This is a genomic window from Streptomyces sp. NPDC044033 (assembly GCF_056434425.1).
This window is the reverse complement of record NZ_JBWKFF010000002.1, coordinates 164,001-186,102: the sequence shown is the minus strand read 5'-3', so window position 1 is coordinate 186,102 and position 22,102 is coordinate 164,001. Positions and strand designations below refer to the sequence as shown.

The window sequence follows — 22,102 nt, the reverse complement described above, 5'->3', positions numbered from 1 at the left end:
TCCGGGGCCGGCCGCTGAGGCCCGGTGAATTCGAAGTCAACCGCAGTCCCAAGAGAGCGTGGGTAGTTAGAAGTGACTGATGTGCGGATCGCCCGACGTGCCGTCTCGGCCGCGCAGCTGGGCGTCTGGGTGGCTCAGGAACTCGCCCCCGGCAGCCCGCTCTACAACTGCGGCGTCTACTTCGACATCAGCGGCCGCGTCGACCGCGCGGCGCTGCGGCTGGCCGTGCACCGCGCGCTCACGGAGACGGAGGCGCTGCGCGCCGAGTTCGCCGCGGACGGCGATGACCTCTGGCAGGTCATCGCCCCCGCCCCCGACGAGCCGCTGCGCTCCGTGACCACGAGCGGCGCCGCCGACCCGGCCGCCGCCGCGGCCGAGTGGATCGACGCCGACATGGCCACCGGCGTGGACCTCCGCTCCGGCGACCCCCTGTACACCCACGTCCTCTTCGAACTCGGCCCGGATCACTACCACTTCTACGTCCGCTTCCACCACATCGCCCTCGACGGCTACGGCCAGACCCTCTACCTCGACCGGCTCCGCGAGCTGTACACCGAACTGGCGGCGGGCCGCGAACCGGCACCGGCCCCCTTCCACCCGCTTTCGGACCTGCTCGACGAGGAAGCGGCCTACCGCGACTCGGCACGCCACTCCCGGGACCGGGACTACTGGCTCGGCGCCTTCGCCGACCGCCCCGACTCCGCGAACCTCGCCGGCCGCACCGCGCCCGCCTCACCCACCGCCCTGCGGCGCACCGTGACCCTGCCCGCGCCCCGCCTCGCCGCCCTGCTGGCGGCGGTCCCCGCGCTCTCGGGCCGCTGGCCCCTCCTCGTCATCGCGGCCGCGGCCGCCTACACGCACCGCATGACGTCCACCGACGACGTCGTACTGGGCCTGCCCACGACGGCCCGGATGAGCAAGGCATCCCTGGCCACTCCCGCCATGCTGGCCAACGAACTGCCGCTGCGGCTGCCCGTACGGCCCTCGATGCCCTTCACCGAACTGATCGAAGCGGCCGCGCGGCAGGTGCCGATGGTCGGCAAGCACCAGCGCTACCGCAGCGAGGACCTCCACCGCGAACTCGGCCACACCGGCGGCTTCACCGGCCCCTCGGTCAACGCCATCACCTTCTCCAGGAAGTCCCGCTTCGGCACGCTCCCGACGAGCACCCACTACCTGTCGACGGGCGCCGTCAAGGACCTCTCGATCGTCGTGTCCGGGGACGCGGCGGGGACCGACGGCCTCCAGATCGAATTCCAGGCCAACCCGGCGCTCTACACCACCGAGCAGCTGACCGCACACCAGGACCGCTTCCTCGCCCTCCTCGACGGCCTCGCCGACGCCCCGCAGCAGGCCATCGGGCAGCTCGCGACGGTCACCGAGGACGAGCGCCGCCAGGTGCTGGAGGCGGGGACGGGAACGGCCCGCCGCACCCCGCCCGCCACGGTGCCCCAGCTCTTCGAGGACCAGGTCCGCCGCGCCCCCGACACCACCGCCCTGGTCTCCGGCGACGAGACGCTCACCTACCGCGAGCTCAACGCGCGCGCCAACCGGCTCGCACGCCACCTCGCCGCCCAGGGCATCGGCCCGGAGTCCCTGGTCGCCGTCGCGCTGCCGCGCTCGGCCGACCTTGCCGTCGCGCTCCTCGCGGTCCTCAAATCCGGTGCGGCCTATCTGCCCCTCGACGTGACGCACCCCGCCGACCGGATCGCCCACATGCTCTCCGACGCCCGCCCGGCGCGGGTGCTCACCTCGCGCGCGGCGACGGCCGCCGTGCCCGCGACGGCCGGCACGGCCCGTACCGTCCTCGACGAGGACGACGTGGCCAAGGCGGTGGCCGCGCTCGACGGCGGCGACCTCGCCCCGGCCGAACGCACCGGTCCGCTCACCCCGCACCACCCCGCGTACGTGATCTACACCTCGGGCTCCACCGGACTCCCCAAGGGCGTCGTCGGACTCCACGAGGGCGTGGCCAACCGCCTGGCGTGGTTCGGTGAGACCTTCCCCTACCGCGCCGACGAGCCCGTCCTCGCCAAGACCTCCATCAGCTTCATCGACGGCACCACGGAGCTGCTCGGCGCCCTCGTGCACGGCGCGCCCGTCATCATGACGAGCCCTCAAGAGGCCCGTAACGCAGCCGAGATGGCCGAACTCGGCGCACGGCACGGCATCGGCCGCATCACCGTCGTACCCAGCCTGCTCGCCGGACTGCTGGAGAGCGGCGGCGCCGAACAGCTCACCGAGTGCGCCCTGTGGATCAGCAGCGGCGAAGCGCTGCCCGCCGCCTACGCCCGGCAGTTCGCCGAGACCCTGCCGCACGCCCGGTTGGTGAACCTCTACGGAGCCTCGGAGATCACCGGAGACAGCCTGTTCGCCGTCACCGACGGCGACGCCGCACCGATCGGACGACCGATCAGCGACACCCGCGTGCTCGTCCTGGACAGCGCCCTGCACCCGGTGCCGCCGGGCGCGGCCGGCGAACTCTACATCGCCGGAGCGGGCCTGGCCCGGGGCTACCTGGGCCGCCCCGGCCTCACGGCGGAGCGGTTCGTCGCCGACCCGTACGGACCGGCCGGCGCCCGCATGTACCGCACGGGCGACCTGGCGCGGTGGAACGCGGACGGCGCGCTGGAGTACGCCGGCCGCACCGACTTCCAGGTCAAGATCCGCGGCTTCCGCATAGAACTCGGCGAGGTCGAAGCCGTCCTCGGCGCCCACGCCTCGGTATCCCGGACCACGGCGGTCGTGCGCGAGGACCGGCCCGGCGACAAGCGCCTCGTCGCCTACGTGGTACCCGCGCCCGGCCACCGCCCCGACCCCGGCGAACTGCGCGAACACGCCTTCGCCGCACTCCCCGACTACATGGTGCCGTCCGCGGTCGTCACGCTGGACGAACTGCCCCTGACGCCCAACGGGAAGCTCGACCGCGAGGCGCTGCCCGCCCCCGACCACAGTGCGGGCTCCACCGGCCGGGCCCCGCGCGACACCCGCGAGACGCTGCTCACTGACCTGTACGCGGACGTCCTCGGCCTTCCCCGCACCACCATCGACGACAGCTTCTTCGACCTCGGCGGCGACAGCATCCTCGCCCTGCGCCTCGTCGGCCGGGCCCGCCGGGCCGGGCTGGAGTTCTCCGTCCGCGAGGTCTTCGAGCACCGCACCGCCGCCGCCCTCGGCGAGCACTGCCGTACGGTGCCGGCCACCGCGCCGCACCGGACGGCAGACGTGGAGCTGACGCCGCTGCCCGCCGACGAACTCGCCGGGCTGCTGGCCGCCGAGCCCGGCGCGACCGACGTGCTGCCGCTGTCGCCGCTCCAGTCGGGCCTGCTCTTCCACGGCCTCTACGACGAGCAGGGCCCCGACATCTACACCCTCCAGGTCCGCTTCGACCTCGAAGGCCCCGTCGACGCCCCCGCCCTGCGGGCCGCGGGTCAGGCGCTGCTGGAGCGGCACGCGAATCTGCGTGCCGGGTTCCGGCACGAGGGGCTGAGCCGCCCGGTGCAGGTGATCGCCGCCGAGGCCGTGGTGCCGTGGCGCGAGCTGGACCTGTCCGGCCTGGGAGAGGCGGAGCGCGAGGCGGAGGCCGAGCTGTTCCTGGCCCGCGACCGGGAGGAGCGCTTCGACCTGTCCCGGCCGCCGCTGCTGCGCTTCACCCTGCTCACCCTCGGCGACGGCCACCACCGCCTGGTGTTCACCCACCACCACCTGCTGCTCGACGGCTGGTCGCTGCCCGTACTCGCGCGCGAACTGTTCGCTCTGTACGCGGGCTCCCACGAGCTGCCCGCCGTACGCCCGTATAGCGACCACCTCAAGTGGCTGGCCGGACAGGACCGTTCGGCGGCGGAGACCGCCTGGCAAGAGGCGTTCGCCGACTTCGAGGAGCCGACCCGCGTCGCGCCCGTCGGTGAGCACACGCTGACGGAACCGGACCGGGTGGAGTTCGCCTTGTCGCGGGAGCGGACGGCCGCGCTCGCGGAGCGGGCCCGTGCGTACGGTCTGACGCTGAACACCGTCGTGCAGGGCGCGTGGGCCCTGGTGCTGGGCAGCCTGACGGGGCGTGAGGACGTCGTCTTCGGCGTCACCGTCTCCGGCCGCCCGCCGGAGCTGGCCGGTGTCGAGGACATGGTGGGTCTGTTCATCAACACCCTCCCGCTGCGCGCCCGTCCGCGCCCCGCCGAGCCCCTGGTCCGGTTCCTCGCCCGCCTCCAGGGCGAGCAGGCGCGGCTCCTGGACCACCAGCACCTGGGTCTGACGGACATCGCGCGCCGCACCGGCTTCGGTGAACTCTTCGACACCCTCCTCGTGTTCGAGAACTTCCCGCTCGACGCGGCCGAACTCGACGCGTCGGCCGCCGCGGCCGGCCTGCGGCTGCGCGGCGCCACGGCGCGCGACGCCGTGCACTACCCCCTCGGCCTGGTCGCCCTGCCGGGCGACTCCCTCGGCTTCCGGCTGCACTACCAGCCCGGCCTCTTCGACCGGGCGTCGGTCGAGCGGATCGGCGAGCGGTTCGTGCGGCTGCTGGAAGCGGTGACGGCCACGCCTGAGCTGGCGGTCAGTCAGGTCGATGTCCTCGGTAAGGCTGAGCGGCGGCGGGTGCTGGAGGAGTGGAACGACACCGCGCACGAGGTGCCGCGAGCGACACTGCCCGCACTCTTCGAGGCGCAGGTGGCTCGCACCCCGAATGCGGTGGCTGTCGTATGCGGTGAAGTCTCGTTGTCCTACGCGGAGTTGAATGAGCGTGCCAATAGGCTCGCGCACCACCTGATCGCGCTGGGCGCGGGCCCCGAGGGCTTTGTGGGGATCTCCCTGCCGCGCTCGGAGCTCACCATGGTCGCGGTGCTCGCCGTGCTGAAGTCGGGTGCGGCATACGTACCCGTGGACCCCGGATACCCTGCCGACCGCATCGCCCATCTGCTCACCGACGCCGCGCCCGCCCTGCTGATCACGGTCGACGACGTGCTGTCCCGGCTGCCCGAGGGCGGCCCGGCGCGCCTGGTGCTCGACGATGCACAGACCGTTGAGGCCGTCGCGAATCGTCCCGCCGCCGATCCGGTGGACGGGGACCGAAACGCCGCGCTGCTTCCGCTCCACCCGGCGTACGCGATCTACACCTCCGGCTCCACCGGTCTGCCCAAGGGTGTCGTGGTGCCGCACGAGAACGTCGCGGACCTGGCGGCGTGGGCGGCCGGAGAGTTCGGGGCCGAGGAGCTGGCCCGCGTGGTGGCGTCCACGTCCCTCAACTTCGACGTCTCCGTCTTCGAGATGTTCGGCCCCCTGCTCTCGGGCGGCTCGATCGAGGTCGTACGGGACCTGCTCGCCCTCGCGGACGGCTCGTACTCCGGCGCCAGGGCCGGGCTCGTGAGCGGAGTGCCCTCCGCCCTCGCCCACATCGTGGCGGGCGGCGAACTGCGCGGCGGCGCGCGCAGTGTGGTGCTGGCGGGTGAGGCGTTGTCGGCGCAGGCGGCGAACGACATCGTGCGGGCGGTCGGCGCGGAGCGGTTGGCGAATATTTACGGGCCGACGGAGGCCACGGTGTACGCGGCGGCGTGGTATTCGCGGTCGGGTGCGAGCGTGACGCCGCCGATCGGGCGGCCGATCCGCAATACCCGGCTGTATGTGCTGGACGCGGGGCTGCGTCCGGTCGCGCCGGGTGTCAGCGGTGAGCTGTACATCGCGGGCGAGGGCTTGGCGCGCGGGTATCACGGGCGTCCTGACCTGTCGGCGGAGCGGTTCGTGGCCGATCCGTACGGTCGGGCCGGTGCTCGTATGTACCGCACGGGTGACCTGGTGCGGTGGAGCGTCGACGGTGAGCTGGAGTACATCGGGCGCACCGACTTCCAGGTCAAGATCCGCGGGTTCCGCATCGAACTCGGCGAGATCGAATCGGTCCTCGGAGCCCACGCGTCGGTGGCGCGGACGGCCGCGGTCGTGCGCGAGGACCGGCCCGGCGACAAGCGGCTGGTCGCCTATGTGGTGGCCGCCGACGGCGCCGAAGCGGATGCGGGTGCGCTGCGCCGGCATGTGGGCGAGGCGCTGCCCGACTACATGGTGCCGTCCGCCGTCGTCACTCTCGACGCGCTGCCGCTGACGCCCAACGGCAAGCTGGACCGCAAGGCCCTGCCCGCCCCCGAATACACCGCCGAGAACGCCGGCCGCGAGCCCCGCACCCCGCGCGAGGAGCTGCTGGCCGCGCTCTACGCCGAGGTGCTGGGGGTGCCGGCGGTCGGCATCGATGACAGCTTCTTCGACCTCGGCGGCGACAGCATCCTGTCCATCCAGCTCGTGAGCCGGGCCCGCCGGGCGGGGCTGGAGTTCTCCGTCCGCGAGGTCTTCGAGCACCGGACCGTCGCGGCCCTCGACGCACACTCCCGTACGCTGCCGTCTTCCGCGTCGCACGAGGTAGCCGACGTAGAACTGACGGCGCTGCCCGCCGATGAACTCGCCGGGCTGCTGGCCGCCGAGCCCGGCGTGGTGGACGTGCTGCCGCTGTCGCCGCTCCAGTCGGGGCTGCTCTTCCACGGCCTCTTCGACGAGCGCGGCGACGATGTCTACACCGTCCAGACCGTCCTGGACTTCGAGGGCGCACTCGACATCCCGGCCTTCCGGGCCGCGGGTCAGGCGCTGCTGGAGCGGCACGCGAATCTGCGCGCCGGGTTCCGGCACGAGGGGCTGAGCCGTCCGGTGCAGGTGATCGCCGCCGAGGCCGTGGTGCCGTGGCGCGAGCTGGATCTGTCCGGCCTGGGGGAGACGGAGCGGAACGCCGAGACCGAGCGGTTCCTGGCCGAGGACCGGCAGCGGCGCTTCGACCTGTCCCGCGCCCCGCTGCTCCGCTTCACCCTGCTCACCCTCGGCGACGGCCACCACCGGCTCGTGCTGACCTGCCATCACCTCCTGCTGGACGGCTGGTCGTCGCCGATCGTCATGCGCGAGCTGTTCGCCCTCTACATCGGCGACGGCGAGCTGCCGCCCGTACGCCCGTACAGCGACCACCTCAAGTGGCTGGCCGCCCAGGACCATTCCGCCGCCGAGTCCGCCTGGCGCGAGGCCCTGGAAGGCTTCGAGGAGCCGACCCGGATCGCGCCCGCCGACGCGGAGCACGCCGTGTCCGACCCGCAGAAGGTGGAGTTCGCCCTGTCGCGGGAGCGGACGGCCGCGCTCGCGGAGCGGGCCCGTGCGCACGGTCTGACGCTGAACACCGTCGTGCAGGGCGCGTGGGCCCTGGTGCTGGCCGGCCTGACGGGGCGTGAGGACGTCGTCTTCGGCGTCACCGTCTCCGGCCGCCCGCCGGAGCTGGCCGGTGTCGAGGACATGGTGGGCCTGTTCATCAACACCCTCCCGCTGCGCGCCCGGCTGCGCCCCGCCGAACCCCTGTCGCGCCTGCTCGCCCGCATCCAGGACGATCAGACGGCGATGCTGGACCACCAGCACCTCGGCCTCGCCGACATCCAGCGGAAGACCGGCATCGGCGAACTCTTCGACACCTCCCTGGTATTCGAGAACTACCCGCTGGACGACGGCGAGTTCACCTCGCTGATCGAGGCGTCCGGCCTGCGGCTGCACCGGGCCAAGGCCCGCGACGCCGTGCATTACCCCTTGGGGCTGAAGGCGCTCCCCGGCGAACAGCTGCGCTTCGTCTGGGACTTCCAGCCCGACCTGCTCGACCGGGCCAGGGTCGAGGCGATCGCCGAGCGCTTCACGCGGGTGCTGGACATCGTCGCCACGGACCCGGAGCGCCCGGTGGGGCGTATCGACGTCCTAGGCGACGCCGAGCGGCGCCGGATCGTCACCGAGTGGAACGACACGGATGTGGAGTTCCCGGGGGACACGGCGGTCCATGTGCTGTTCGAGGCTCAGGTGGCTGCGACGCCGGACGCGGTGGCTGTGGTCTCGGGTGGGCGGTCTCTCACGTACGCGGAGCTGAACGTGCGGGCGAACCGTCTCGCGCATCGGTTGATCGGGCTGGGTGTGCGGCAGGAGAGCCGGGTCGCGGTGCTTCAGGAGCGGTCGGCGGAGGTGGTCGTCTCCAGCCTCGCCGTGCTGAAGGCGGGCGGCGTGTACGTGCCGCTCGACCCGAACCAGCCCGCCAGCCGCTCCGAATTCATCCTCGGCAGCACGGACGCGGTGGCGCTGCTCACCGACCGCGCCCCCGAGGAGGTCGGGTTCGCCGTCGCCGCTCCGATCGTCCACGTCGGCGAGGACTTCTCCGCCGAGCCGGACACCGACCCCGGGGTTCCGACGGACGCGCGGCAGCTGATCTACGTGATGTTCACGTCCGGTTCGACGGGCACGCCGAAGGGCGTGGCCAATACGCACCGCAATGTGGTGCATCTTGCGGCGGACCGGTATTGGCGGGGTGGCAACCATGAGCGGGTGCTGATGCACTCGCCGTACGCGTTCGACGCCTCGACCTTCGAGATCTGGACGCCGCTGCTGACCGGCGGCCGCGTCGTCGTCGCACCGGCGGGCCGTCTCAGCGGCACGGAGCTGGCGGCCGTGATCACTGAGCAGTCCGTCACCGGCATGTTCGTCAGCGCCGGGCTGTTCCGGGTGCTGGCCGAGGAGCGCCCCGAGTGCTTCGCCGGGGTCCGTGAGATCTGGGCCGGTGGTGACGTTGTGTCACCGACCGCTGTCCGTCGCGTCCTTGATGCCTGCCCGGGGATCACCGTCGCCAATGAGTACGGGCCGACGGAGACCACCGTCTTCTCCAGCGTCAACCCGCTGCGCGCCGAGGACGACGTGCCCGACACGGCCGTACCCATCGGCCGCCCCCTGTGGAACACGCAGGTCTACGTCCTGGACACGGGCCTCCGCCCCGTCGCGCCCGGTATCAGCGGCGAGCTGTACATCGCGGGCGACGGCCTGGCGCGCGGCTATCTGGGCCGGGCGGAGCTGACGGCGCAGCGGTTCGTGGCCGACCCGTTCGGCGGCGACGGCGGCCGGATGTACCGGACCGGCGATGTCGTGCGGTGGACGGCGGACGGCAAGCTGGAGTTCGTCGGCCGCGTCGACGACCAGGTCAAACTGCGCGGCTTCCGCATCGAACCCGGTGAGGTGGAGGGCGTCCTCGCCGGGCGCCCCGAGGTGGCGCAGGCCGCCGTGATCCTCCGCGAGGACCGCCCCGGCGCCAAGCGGCTCGTCGGATACGTCGTCACGGCCGCCGGAGCGACCGTCGACCCCGACGCGCTACGGGCCCACGCCGCCGACTCGCTGCCCGAATACATGGTGCCGTCCGCGATCGTCACGCTCGACGCGCTGCCGCTCACCCTCAACGGCAAGCTCGACCGCAAGGCGCTGCCCGCACCCGAATACGGTGCGGAGACCTCCGGGCGCGCGCCGCGCACCCCGCGCGAGGAGCTGCTGTGCGGGCTGTTCGCCGAGGTGCTGGGGCTGGAGCGGGTCGGCGTGGACGACAGCTTCTTCGAGCTGGGCGGGGACAGCATCATGTCCATCCAGCTGGTGAGCCGGGCCCGCCGGGCCGGGCTGGAGCTGTCGGCGCGCGATGTCTTCGACCACAAGACGGTCGCGGCGCTCGCCACGTCGGTGAGTGATGCCCAGGAAGCGGTGTCGGAGGAGGCGGGCGCCGGGGTGGGCCCGGTGCCGCAGACGCCGATCATGCGCCGGTTCGCGGAGAGCGGCGGCCCCGTCGAGCGGTTCAACCAGTCGCTGGCGCTGCGCGTGCCCGCCGGCATGGCGGAGCGCGACCTCGTGACCGCCGTGCAGACCCTGCTCGACCAGCACGACGTGCTGCGCATGCGGGTGGTCCCCGGGGCCGGTGACCGGACGGTGGAGGTCACCGCGCCCGGTTCGGTACGGGCCGGAGACCGCGTGCTGCGCGTGGACGAGACGCACCTGGACGAGGCGGCCCGCGAGGTTCGGTACGCGGCCGAGGCGGACGCGGCGCGTGACCGTCTGTCGCCCGCCGACGGGTCGGTGGTGCAGGTGGTGTGGTTCGACCGGGGTCCGGAGGAGCCGGGCCGGCTGCTGGTGATGGTGCATCACTTCGCGGTGGACGGCGTGTCCTGGCGGCTGCTGGTGCCCGCCTTGGCCGACGCGTGGCGGGCGGCGTCCGCCGGTCGCGCGGCGGAGCCGGAGCCGGTGCCGACGTCCTTCCGCAGCTGGGCCCAGCGCCTGACCGCAGAAGCCCAACAGCCTTCGCGGGCTGCGGAGTTGGAGTTGTGGCGGCGGACGCTCGGCACCTCCGATCCGGTGATCGGTGCCGGTCCGCTGGACTCGGCGCTGGACACGTACGGGTCGGCGGGCTCGGTGACGCTGCGGCTGCCCGCCGACGTCACGGAGGTGCTCCTGACGACCGTGCCGGGCACCTTCCGGGCTGGAGTCAACGACGTGCTCCTGTCGGCGTTCGCGCTCGCCGTCGCCGACTGGCGGCGGGACGACGTCTCCCCGCACGTCCTGGTGGACCTGGAGAGCCACGGCCGCGAGGAAGAAGCGGTCGGCGGGGTGGACGTATCCGAGACCGTGGGCTGGTTCACCAGCCTCTACCCGGTGCGGCTGGACGTCTCCGGACTCGACCGGACCCAGGCGTGGGACGGCGGGCCCGCCGCCGGGACCCTGCTCAAGCGCGTCAAGGAGCAGTTGCGGGCCGTACCGGACAACGGCCTCGGCTTCGGGCTGCTGCGGTACCTGAACCCGCGGACGTCCGGCGAGCTCGCGGGCCTCGGCGCGCCGCAGATCGGCTTCAACTACCTCGGGCGCATCGCGGCGGAGAGCTCCGCCGAGTCCGCCGACTGGTCCGTACTGGCCGGGTCGGCGGGCAGCGGCGGCACCGACGACGCCCTGCTGCTCACCCACACCATCGAGCTGAACGCGCTCACCGAGGACGGCGCTCGCGGCCCGGAACTGGTCGCGACCTGGACCTTCGCCGAGCGGCTGCTGGACGAGGAGAGCGTGCGGGAACTGGCCGAAGGCTGGTTCCGGGCGCTGCGCGCCCTCGCCGCGCACGCCGAACGCCCCGACGCGGGCGGCCTCACCCCCTCCGATGTGCCGCTGGCCGCCCTCACCCAGCCCGAACTCGACGGCGTCCTCGCCGCGTACCCGGACACCGCCGACGTGCTGCCACTGTCGCCGCTCCAGTCCGGCCTGCTCTTCCACGGCCTGTTCGACGAGCACGCCCAGGACGTCTACACCGTCCAGATGGTCCTGGACTTCGACGGCGCCCTGGACGCCTCCGCCATGCGGGCCGCCGGACAGGCGCTGCTGGACCGGCACGCCAACCTGCGCGCGGGGTTCCGGCACGAAGGGCTCACCCACCCGGTGCAGGTGATCCCCGCCGACGTCCCCCTGCCCTGGCGCGAGGTGGACCTCACCCGGCTGGGCGAGGCGGAGCGGGCGGCCGAGGCCGAACGGCTGCTCGCGGCGGACCGCGCGCTCCGCTTCGACCTGGCCCGGCCCCCGCTGCTGCGCTTCACCCTGCTCACGCTGGGCGCCGAACACCACCGGCTGGTGCTCAGCAACCACCACCTGCTGCTCGACGGCTGGTCGCTGCCCGTGCTCGTCCGCGAGCTGTTCCAGCTCTACACGGGCACCGGCGGGCTGCCGCCCGTACGCCCGTACCGCGACTACCTCGGCTGGGTCGCCGACCAGGACCGGCCCGCCGCCGAAGCGGCCTGGCGCGAGGCCCTCGAAGGCTTCGAGGAGCCGACCCGGCTGGCCCCCGCCGACCGCGCCGGGCGGCCCCCGGCCGCCCCCGAGCACCTGCGGTTCGCCCTGTCCGAGCAGGCCACGGCCGAACTCGCTGAGCGGGCCCGTACGCACGGGCTGACGCTCAACACCGTCGTCCAGGGCGCCTGGGCGCTGGTCCTGGCGAGCCTGACCGGCCAGGACGACGTGGCGTTCGGCTTCGTGGTCTCCGGCCGGCCCCCGGAGCTGACGGGCGTCGAGGACATGGTGGGCCTCTTCATCAACACCCTCCCGCTGCGCGCCCGGCTGCGCCCCGCCGAACCCCTGTCGCGGCTGCTCGCCCGCATCCAGGACGAACAGGCGCGGTTGCTGGAGCACCAGCACCTCGGTCTGACGGCCATTCAGCAGCAGGCCGGCACCGGCGAACTCTTCGACACCTCCGTGGTGTTCGAGAACTACCCCCTCGACCGGAACGCGCTGGACGACCTCGCGGGCCTCGGCGGGCTGCGCGTGGCGGACGCCGCGATCAGCGACTCCACGCACTACACCCTGGCCCTCGTCTCCATGCCCGGCGAAAGCCTCGGCTTCCGGCTCGACTACCAGCCCGACGTGCTCGACGCGGCGGCCGTACGGGCGGTCGCCGACCGCCTCACCCGCGTCCTGGACACCATGCGGACCGACCCGGACCGGCCCGTGGGGCGCATCGCCCTGCTGACCGGCGCCGAGCACCGGGCGCTGGTGACCGGCTGGAACGACACCCGCCGCGACGTGCCGGCCGCGACACTGCCCGAGCTCTTCGAGGCGCAGGCGGCCCGCACCCCCGACGCGCCCGCCACCGCGTCCGAGGACGGCGAGCTGACCTACGCCGAGCTCGACGCGCGGGCCAACCGGCTGGCCCGGCTGCTCATCGACCGGGGGGTCGGCCCGGAGCGCTCCGTGGCGGTCTCACTGCCCCGCTCCGCCGACCTGGTCGTCGCGCTGCTCGCCGTCGTCAAAGCGGGCGGCGCGTACCTGCCCGTCGACCCCGAGTACCCCGCCGACCGCATCGCGTACATGCTGGACGACGCCGCCCCCGCGCTGCTCCTGACGGACACCGCGCTCGCCGGCCGGTTCGGCGGCGTCGATGTGCCGCTGCTGCTCGTCGACCACGCCGACACCAGCGGCTACGGAGCCGCCGGCCTCACGGACGCCGACCGCGCCGCGCCGCTGAAGCGGACCCACCCCGCGTACGTCATCTACACCTCGGGCTCCACGGGCCGCCCCAAGGGCGTCGTCGTGACGCACACCGGCCTGGCGAGCCTGGCCGCCGGGCAGATCGACGGTTTCGCGGTGGAGCCCGGCAGCCGCGTCCTGCTGTTCGCCTCGCCCAGCTTCGACGCCGCCGTCTCCGAACTCTGCATGGCCCTGCTCTCCGGCTCCTGCGTCGTCCTGGCGGACGCGGACCGGCTGCTGCCGGGGGCGCCGCTGACCGCGCTCCTCGCCGAACAGCGGATCACCCACGCGACGCTCCCGCCGTCCGCCCTCGCGCAACTGGCCGACGACGCCCTGCCCGCGCGGATGACCCTGACCGTGGCGGGCGAGGCGTGCCCGCCCCACCTCGTGGAGCGCTTCTCGACCGGCCGGCGCATGATCAACGCGTACGGCCCCACCGAGTCCACCGTGTGCGCCAGCATGAGCGGCCCGCTGGCCGGAGCGGTCGTACCGCCGATGGGCCGACCGATCGTCAACACCCGCCTGTACGTGCTCGATTCGGCCCTTCGGCCCGCCGCTCCGGGCGTCACCGGAGAGCTGTACATCGCGGGCGACGGCCTGGCCCGCGGCTACCACCGCCGCCCGGCCCTCTCCGCCGAGCGGTTCGTCGCCGACCCGTACGGACCGGCCGGCGCCCGCATGTACCGCACCGGCGACCTGGCCGTGCGACGCCCCGACGGCGACCTCGAATTCGTCGGCCGCGCCGACAGCCAGGTCAAGGTCCGCGGCTTCCGCGTCGAGACCGGCGAGGTCGAGGCGGCCCTCGCCGGCCACCCGGCCGTGGCGCGCTGCGCCGTGATCGTGCGCGAGGACCGGCCCGGCGACAAGCGCCTGGTGGCCTACGCCGTGCCCGCCGCGGGCGCCGCCCCCGAGGCCGGCTCGCTGCGCGAGCACCTCGGCGGCTCGCTGCCCGACTACATGGTGCCGTCGGCCGTCGTCCTCCTCGACGCGCTGCCGCTCACCCCGAACGGCAAGCTGGACCGCAAGGCGCTGCCCGCGCCCGAATACGGGGGAGCGGCGGCCGGCCGCGCCCCGCGCTCCCCGCAGGAGGAGATCCTGTGCGGGATCTTCGCCGACGTGCTCGGCGTACCCAAGGCGACCATCGACGACAGCTTCTTCGACCTCGGCGGCCACTCGCTGCTCGCCACCCAGCTCGTCAGCCGGGTGCGCGCCGCACTCGACGTCGAGCTGTCCATCCGTCAGCTCTTCGAGGAGCCCACCGTCGCCGGTCTCGCGGCGGTCATCGGGGCGGCCGGCACGGCCCGCGCCGCCCTCGCGCCGAGGGAGCGCGACGAGCGGGTGCCCGCGTCCTTCGCTCAGCAACGCCTGTGGTTCCTCGGCCAGTTCGAGGGACCCAACGCCACCTACAACCTGCCCGCGGCGCTCCGCCTGTCGGGCCGCCTGGACCGCGCCGCGCTACGGCACGCGCTCGACGACGTCGTGGAGCGGCACGAGAGCCTGCGCACCGTGTTCGCCGAGGACGCCGAAGGCCCGCATCAGCGGGTCCTCGACGCCGCCGCGAACCGGCCCGAACTGACGGTGGCGACCGTCACCGAGGAGGAGCTGGCCGAGGAGCTGCGCCGCGCCGCCCGGCACGGCTTCGACCTCACCGCCGAAATCCCCGTACGGGCCACGCTGTTCGAGCTGGGCGCCGACGAGCACGTACTGCTGCTGCTCGTGCACCACATCGCGGGCGACGGCTGGTCGATGGGGCGTCTGGCCGCCGACTTCTCCACCGCCTACGCCGCGCGCCGCACGGGGGCGGCCCCCGACTGGGCGCCGCTGCCCGTGCAGTACGCCGACTACACCCTCTGGCAGCGCGAGACCCTCGGCGACGAAAGCGACCCCGACAGCCCCGCGTCCAGGCAACTCGCCTACTGGAAAGACGCGTTGGCGGGGCTCCCCGAGGAGCTGGAGCTGCCCACCGACCGGCCGCGGCCCGCGGCCTCCGCCCACCGGGGCGGCCACCTCGCCTTCGAGATCCCCGCCGATCTGCACACCGAGCTCGCCGCACTGGCCAAGGAGCGCCGCGCCAGCCTCTTCATGCTGGTGCAGACGGCCCTCGCCACGCTGTACGCACGGCTGGGCGCCGGCACCGACATCCCCCTGGGCACGCCGGTCGCCGGCCGCACGGACGACGCTCTCGAAGACCTCGTCGGGTTCTTCGTCAACACGCTGGTGCTGCGCACCGACGTCTCCGGCGACCCGACCTTCGCCGAGCTGATCGACCGGGTGCGGGCGGCGGATCTGGCGGCCTACGCCCACCAGGACGTGCCGTTCGAGCGGCTGGTCGAGGTGGTCAACCCGGCCCGTTCGCTGTCCCGGCACCCCCTCTTCCAGACCTCGCTGACCTTCGACACCGACCGGCGCGAGGCGCTGGACGCGATCGGTGCCCTGCCCGGCCTGACCGCCGTGCCGCAGCCGGTGGACACCCGCGTCGCCAAATTCGACCTCGACTTCAACGTCGCCGAGCTGTACGGCCCCGAGGGCGCGCCCGCGGGTCTGAGCGGCGTCGTCGAGTACAGCACCGAACTGTTCGACCGCGAGAGCGTCCAGCGCCTCGTCGACCGGCTCGTCCTGGTCCTCACCGCGATGACCGAGGCCCCCGACCGGCCCGTCGCGGCCGTCGACATCCTCGACCCCGCCGAGCGGCACCGCATGGTGACCGAGTGGAACGACACGGATGTGGAGTTCCCGGGGGACACGGCGGTCCATGTGCTGTTCGAGGCTCAGGTGGCTGCGACGCCGGACGCGGTGGCTGTGGTCTCGGGTGGGTGGTCTCTCACGTACGCGGAGTTGAACGTGCGGGCGAACCGTCTCGCGCATCGGTTGATCGGGCTGGGTGTGCGGCAGGAGAGCCGGGTCGCGGTGCTTCAGGAGCGGTCGGCGGAGGTGGTCGTCTCCAGCCTCGCCGTGCTGAAGGCGGGCGGCGTGTACGTGCCGCTCGACCCGAACCAGCCCGCCAGCCGCTCCGAATTCATCCTCCGCGACACCGAAGCGGTCGCCCTGCTCACCGACCGGAGCCCCGAAGAGATCGGGTTCACCGCCTACGCCCCGATCGTCCGTACCGGCGGCAGCGAGACCGGCTCCGGTGAGACCAGCTCCGGTGACGACCTCTCCGCCGAGCTGGACACCGATCCCGGCGTGCCGACCCACTCCCAGCAGCTCGTATACGCCATGTACACCTCCGGTTCGACGGGCACGCCGAAGGGCGTGGCGAACACGCACCGCAATGTGGTGCATCTTGCGGCGGACCGGTATTGGCGGGGCGGCAACCATGAGCGGGTGCTGATGCACTCGCCGTACGCGTTCGACGCCTCGACCTTCGAGATCTGGACGCCGCTGCTGACCGGCGGCCGCGTCGTCGTCGCACCGGCGGGCCGCCTCAGCGCCGCCGACCTCGCGACGGTGATCGCGGAAGAGGAGGTGACGGGCCTCTTCGTCAGCGCCGGGCTGTTCCGGGTGCTGGCCGAGGAACGCCCGGAGTGCTTCGCCGGGGTCCGTGAGATCTGGGCCGGTGGTGACGTCGTGTCACCGACCGCTGTCCGTCGTGTCCTTGACGCGTGCCCGGGGATCACCGTCGCCAATGAGTACGGGCCGACGGAGACCACCGTCTTCTCCAGCGTCAACCCGCTGCGCGCCGGGGACGACGTGCCGGAGGCCGTCGTGCCCATCGGCCGCCCCCTGTGGAACACCCAGGTCTACGTCCTGGACGGCGCGCTGCGCCCGGTGCCCGTCGGCGTCAGCGGCGAGCTGTACATCGCCGGTGCCGGACTGGCGCGCGGCTATCTGGGCCGGGCGGAGCTGACGGCGCAGCGGTTCGTGGCCGACCCGTTCGGCGGCGACGGCGGCCGGATGTACCGGACCGGCGACGTCGTACGGTGGACGGCGGACGGCAAGCTGGAGTTCGTCGGCCGCGTCGACGACCAGGTCAAACTGCGCGGCTTCCGCATCGAGCTGGGCGAGGTGGAGGGCGTCCTCGCGGCGCGTCCCGAGGTGGCGCAGGCCGCCGTGATCCTCCGCGAGGACCGCCCCGGCGACAAGCGGCTCGTCGGATACGCCGTGGCCGTCTCCGGCGCGAACCTCGACCGCGACGCGCTGCGGGCGCACATCGCCAAGTCGCTGCCCGAGTACATGGTGCCGTCCGCGATCATGACGCTCGACACGCTGCCGCTCACCCTCAACGGCAAGCTCGACCGCAAGGCGCTGCCCGCACCCGAATACGGCATGGAAGCCACCGGCCGCCCGCCGCGCTCCCCGCAGGAAGAGATCCTGTGCGCCGTCTTCGCGGAGGTGCTCGGCGTCGCCCACGTCACCATCGACGACAGCTTCTTCGACCTCGGCGGCCACTCGCTCCTCGCGACCCGCCTCGTCAGCCGGGTCCGCGCCGCCCTCGGCGCCGAACTGGCCATCCGCCAGCTCTTCGAGACACCCACCGTGGCCGCCCTGGCCGGAGCGCTGGCGCAGGCCGGCGGGGCACGCACGGGCGTCGTCCCCCGGGAACGCCCGGAGCGCGTCCCGCTGTCCTACGCACAGCAGCGCCTCTGGTTCCTCAGCCACCTCGACGGCCCCAGCGCCACCTACAACCTGCCCATCGCGATGCGCCTGTCCGGAGCCCTGGACCACGACGCCCTGCGCCACGCCCTCGCCGACGTCGTCGCGCGCCACGAGAGTCTGCGCACCCTCTTCGCCGAGGACGCCGACGGCGGACACCAGGTCGTACTCGACCCGGCCGACCCGCGCGCCCGTCCGGCCGTCGAGACCGTCGACGCGAGCGCCGACACCCCCGCCGCCTTCCGCGAACGGCTCGACGCCGCGTCCCGGCGCGGCTTCGACCTGGCCGCCGCCACACCCGTACGGGCCACCCTCTTCGAGGAGCGTGCCGACGAGCACGTACTGCTCGTCCTGGTGCACCACATCGCGGCCGACGGCTGGTCGCTGCCCGTGCTCGTGCAGCACCTGATGACCGCGTACGAGGCGCGCTGCGCCGGCGGGGCCCCCGACTGGGCGCCGCTGCCCGTGCAGTACGCCGACTACGCCCTGTGGCAGCGCGAGATGCTCGGCAGCGAGGACGACGCCGGCAGCGAGATATCCCGTCAACTCGCCTACTGGAAGGATAAGTTGGCCGATCTTCCGGAGGAGCTGGAGCTGCCCCGGGACCGGCCGCGCCCCGCCACGGCCACCCACCAGGGCGCCCGGATCTCCTTCGACGTCCCCGCCGACGTGCACCACGCCCTCGCCGGCCTGGCCAAGGAGAGCCGCGGCAGCCTGTTCATGGTGGTCCAGGCGGCGCTGGCGACGCTGCTGGCGAAGCTTAGCGGCTCGACGGACGTACCGATCGGCATGCCGATCGCCGGCCGCACGGACAGCGCGGTGGAGGAACTCGTCGGGTTCTTCGTCAACACGCTGGTGCTCCGCACCGACGTCTCCGGCGACCCGACGTTCGCCGAGTTGACCGAGCGCGTACGCGAAGCGGACCTGGGCGCCTACGCGCACCAGGACGTGCCCTTCGAACGGCTCGTCGACGTGCTGAGCCCGACCCGCTCCATGGCCCGCCACCCGCTGTTCCAGACGGCGCTGACCTTCGAGACGGACCACCGCGGCGCGCTCGACGTGATCGGCCGCCTCCCCGGCCTCAGCGTGGCCCCGGCCGCCGTGGACACCGGCGCCGCCAAGTTCGACCTGGCGTTCTCCTTCACCGAGCGGCACACCGACGACGGAACGCCCGGCGGCCTCACCGGACACCTCGAATACAGCACCGACCTCTTCGACGAGGACACCGCCGTCACCATGGGCGACCGGCTGGTCCGACTGCTGTCCGCCGTCGCCGCCGACCCCCGGCAGCCCCTCGGCACGCTGGAGATCATGGACGCCGCCGAACGCCGGCGCGCCCTGACCGACTGGAACGACACGGCCCGCGACGTGCCGCGGCGCACCCTCGGCGCGCTCGTCGAGACCCAGGCGGCCCGCACCCCCGACGCCCCCGCGGTGATCGCCGGGGAGACGGACCTGGCCTGCCTGTCCTACGCGGAGCTCAACGCCCAGGCCAACCGGCTCGCCCGGCTGCTGATCGAGCACGGCGTCGGCCCGGAGACGACCGTCGCCCTCGCCCTGCCGCGCTCCGCCGACCTCGTCGTCTCGCTCCTCGCGGTCGTCAAGGCGGGCGGCGCGTACCTGCCCGTCGACCCCGGCTACCCGGACGACCGCATCGCCTACATGCTCGACGACGCCCGACCGGTGCTCCTGATCAGCACCACGGAGACCGCCGAACGGCTCCCCGCCACCGGCACCGCACGGCTGCTCCTCGACGAGGCCGCCGCGATCCGGGCCCTGGACGGCGTCGACGGCCGCGCCGACGGCGACGTGCGGGACAGCGAGCGCACCGCCCCGCTGACGACCGACCACCCCGCGTACGTCATCTACACCTCCGGTTCCACGGGCCGCCCCAAGGGCGTCGTCGTCACGCACGCCGGTCTCACGAGCCTCGGCTCGACCCAGGTGGAACGGCTGGCCATCGACGCCGGGAGCCGCGTCCTGCAACTGTCGTCGCCGAGCTTCGACGCCGCGGTCATGGAACTGCTCATGGCCTTCCCGGCCGGAGCCGCGCTCGTCGTACCGCCCGCGGGCCCCCTCGCCGGCGAGGAACTGGCCGACATCCTGGCCGACCGCCGGATCACCCACGCGCTGATCCCGCCGACCGTGCTCGGCAGCGTGCCGGAACGGGAACTCCCGGACTTCCGCACCCTCGTCGTCGGCGCCGAGGCGTGCTCGGCGGAGCTCGTCGCCCGCTGGTCTCCCGGCCGCCGGATGGTCAACGCCTACGGCCCGACCGAGGCGACCGTCGCCGCCACCATCAGCGCCCCCGTCTGCGGCCCGGCCCTGCCGCCCATCGGCGGCCCGGTCGACAACACCCAGGTGTACGTGCTGGACGCGGGGCTGCGGCCGGTCGCGCCCGGCGTGGCCGGCGAGCTGTACATCGCGGGCGGCGGCCTCGCCCGCGGCTACCTCGGCCGCCCCGGACTGACCGCGGAGCGGTTCGTCGCCGACCTGTACGGACCGGCGGGCGCCCGCATGTACCGCACCGGCGACCTGGCCCGCCGGCGCAAGGACGGCGTCCTCGAATACGCCGGCCGCGCCGACGACCAGGTGAAGGTCCGCGGCTTCCGCATCGAACTCGGCGAGGTCGAGGCGGCCCTGTCGGCGCATAGCCGTGTCGCCCAGAGCACCGTCCTGGTCCGCGAGGACCGGCCCGGCGAGAAGCGGCTCGTGGCCTACCTCGTGCCGGACGGCGCCGAGGCCCCGGCCGTCGGCGAACTGCGGGAGTTCCTGTCCGCCTCACTGCCCGACTACATGGTGCCCGCCGCGTTCGTGGCCCTGGACGCCCTGCCGCTCACCCCGAACGGCAAGCTCGACCGCAAGGCGCTCCCCGAACCCGAGTACCGCGCCGAACTCTCCGGGCGCGCGCCGCGCACCCCGCGCGAGGAGCTGCTGTGCGGGCTGTTCGCCGAGGTGCTGGGGCTGGAGCGGGTCGGCATCGACGACAGTTTCTTCGAGCTGGGCGGGGACAGCATCATGTCCATCCAGCTGGTGAGCCGGGCCCGCCGGGCCGGGCTGGAGCTGTCGGCGCGCGACGTCTTCGACCACAAGACGGTCGCCGGCCTGGCCGGAGCCGTCGCCGTCGCCCGGGGCACGGTCGCCGAAGCGCCGGGCGCCGGGGTCGGCCCCGTACCGCTGACGCCGGTCATGCACTGGCTCGCCGAACGCGGCGGCCCCCTCGACCGGTTCAACCAGTCGACGGTCCTCCAGGCCCCGGCCGGCATGGTCCGGCAGGACCTGGTGACCGCCGTGCAGACCGTGCTCGACCACCACGACGCGCTGCGCGTGAAGGTCGTCACCGGGCCCGCCGCGGCCGACTGGGCGATGGAGGTCACCGCACCCGGCTCCGTACGGGCAGAGGAACGCGTGCTCCGCGTCGACCAGTACGGCCTGGGCGAGGCGGCCCGCAGCGCCCAGTACGCGGCCGAGGCGGACGCGGCGCGCGACCGCCTGTCGCCCGCCGACGGGTCGGTGGTGCAGGTGGTGTGGTTCGACCGGGGTCCGGAGGAGCCGGGCCGGCTGCTGGTGATGGTGCATCACTTCGCGGTGGACGGAGTGTCCTGGCGGGTGCTGGTGCCCGCGCTGGCCGACGCGTGGCGGGCGGCCTCCGCCGGCCGCCGTGCGGAGCCGGAGCCGGTGGCGACGTCCTTCCGGGGCTGGGTCCGGCGCCTGGCCGAGGAGGCCCGACAGCCCTCGCGGGCTGCGGAGTTGGAGTTGTGGCGGCGGACGCTCGGCACCCCCGATCCGGTGATCGGTGCCGGTCCGCTGGACCCGGCGCTGGACACGTACGGGTCGGCGGGCTCGGTGACGCTGCGGCTGCCCGCCGACGTCACGGACGCGCTCCTGACGACCGTGCCGGGCACCTTCCGGGCCGGAGTCAACGACGTGCTGCTGTCGGCCTTCGCGCTCGCCGTCGCCGACTGGCGGCGAGACGACCGCTCCCCGCACGTCCTGGTGGACCTCGAAGGACACGGCCGCGAGGAGGACGCCGTCGGCGGCGTCGACGTATCCGCCACCGTGGGGTGGTTCACGAGCGTGTACCCCGTGAGATTGGATGTGTCGGGACTGGACCGCGCACAGGCGTGGGCCGCCGGACCGGCCGCGGGCGCGCTCCTCAAGCGGGTCAAGGAAGACCTGCGGACGGTGCCGGACAACGGCATCGGCTACGGCCTCCTGCGATACCTGAACCCGGACACCGGCCGCGGACTGGCGGGCCTCGGGGCGCCGCAGATCGGCTTCAACTACCTCGGGCGGTTCACCACCGCCACCGACGCCCGGCCGGCCGACTGGGCCCTCACCCCGGAAGCGGACGGCAACGCCCCGGGCACCGACGACAAGATGCCGCTCCCGCACGTCCTGGGCCTGAACGCCCTCACCGAGGACGGCGCGCGCGGCCCGGAGCTGGTCGCGTCCTGGACCTTCGCCGAGCGACTGCTGGACGAGAAGAGCGTGCGGGAACTGGCCGAGGGCTGGTTCCGGGCGCTGACTGCGCTGGCCGAACACGCCGAACACCCCGACGCGGGCGGGCTCACCCCCTCCGACGTGGGCCTCGGCTCGATCACGCAGAACGAGATCGATGAATTCGAAGACGACCTGGTAGCCGAGTGGGAGATCTGAA

1 protein-coding gene is annotated in these 22,102 nt (G+C 73.5%); it reads left to right on the top strand.

The window, feature by feature from the left end; translation table 11 throughout:
- Positions 1–81 precede the first annotated feature (81 nt).
- Positions 82–22,101 (top strand): non-ribosomal peptide synthase/polyketide synthase, encoded by a 22,020-nt coding sequence (locus AC07AB_RS04825; protein ID WP_478560076.1) that lies wholly within the window; start codon positions 82–84, stop codon positions 22,099–22,101.
- Position 22,102: the final 1 nt, after the last annotated feature.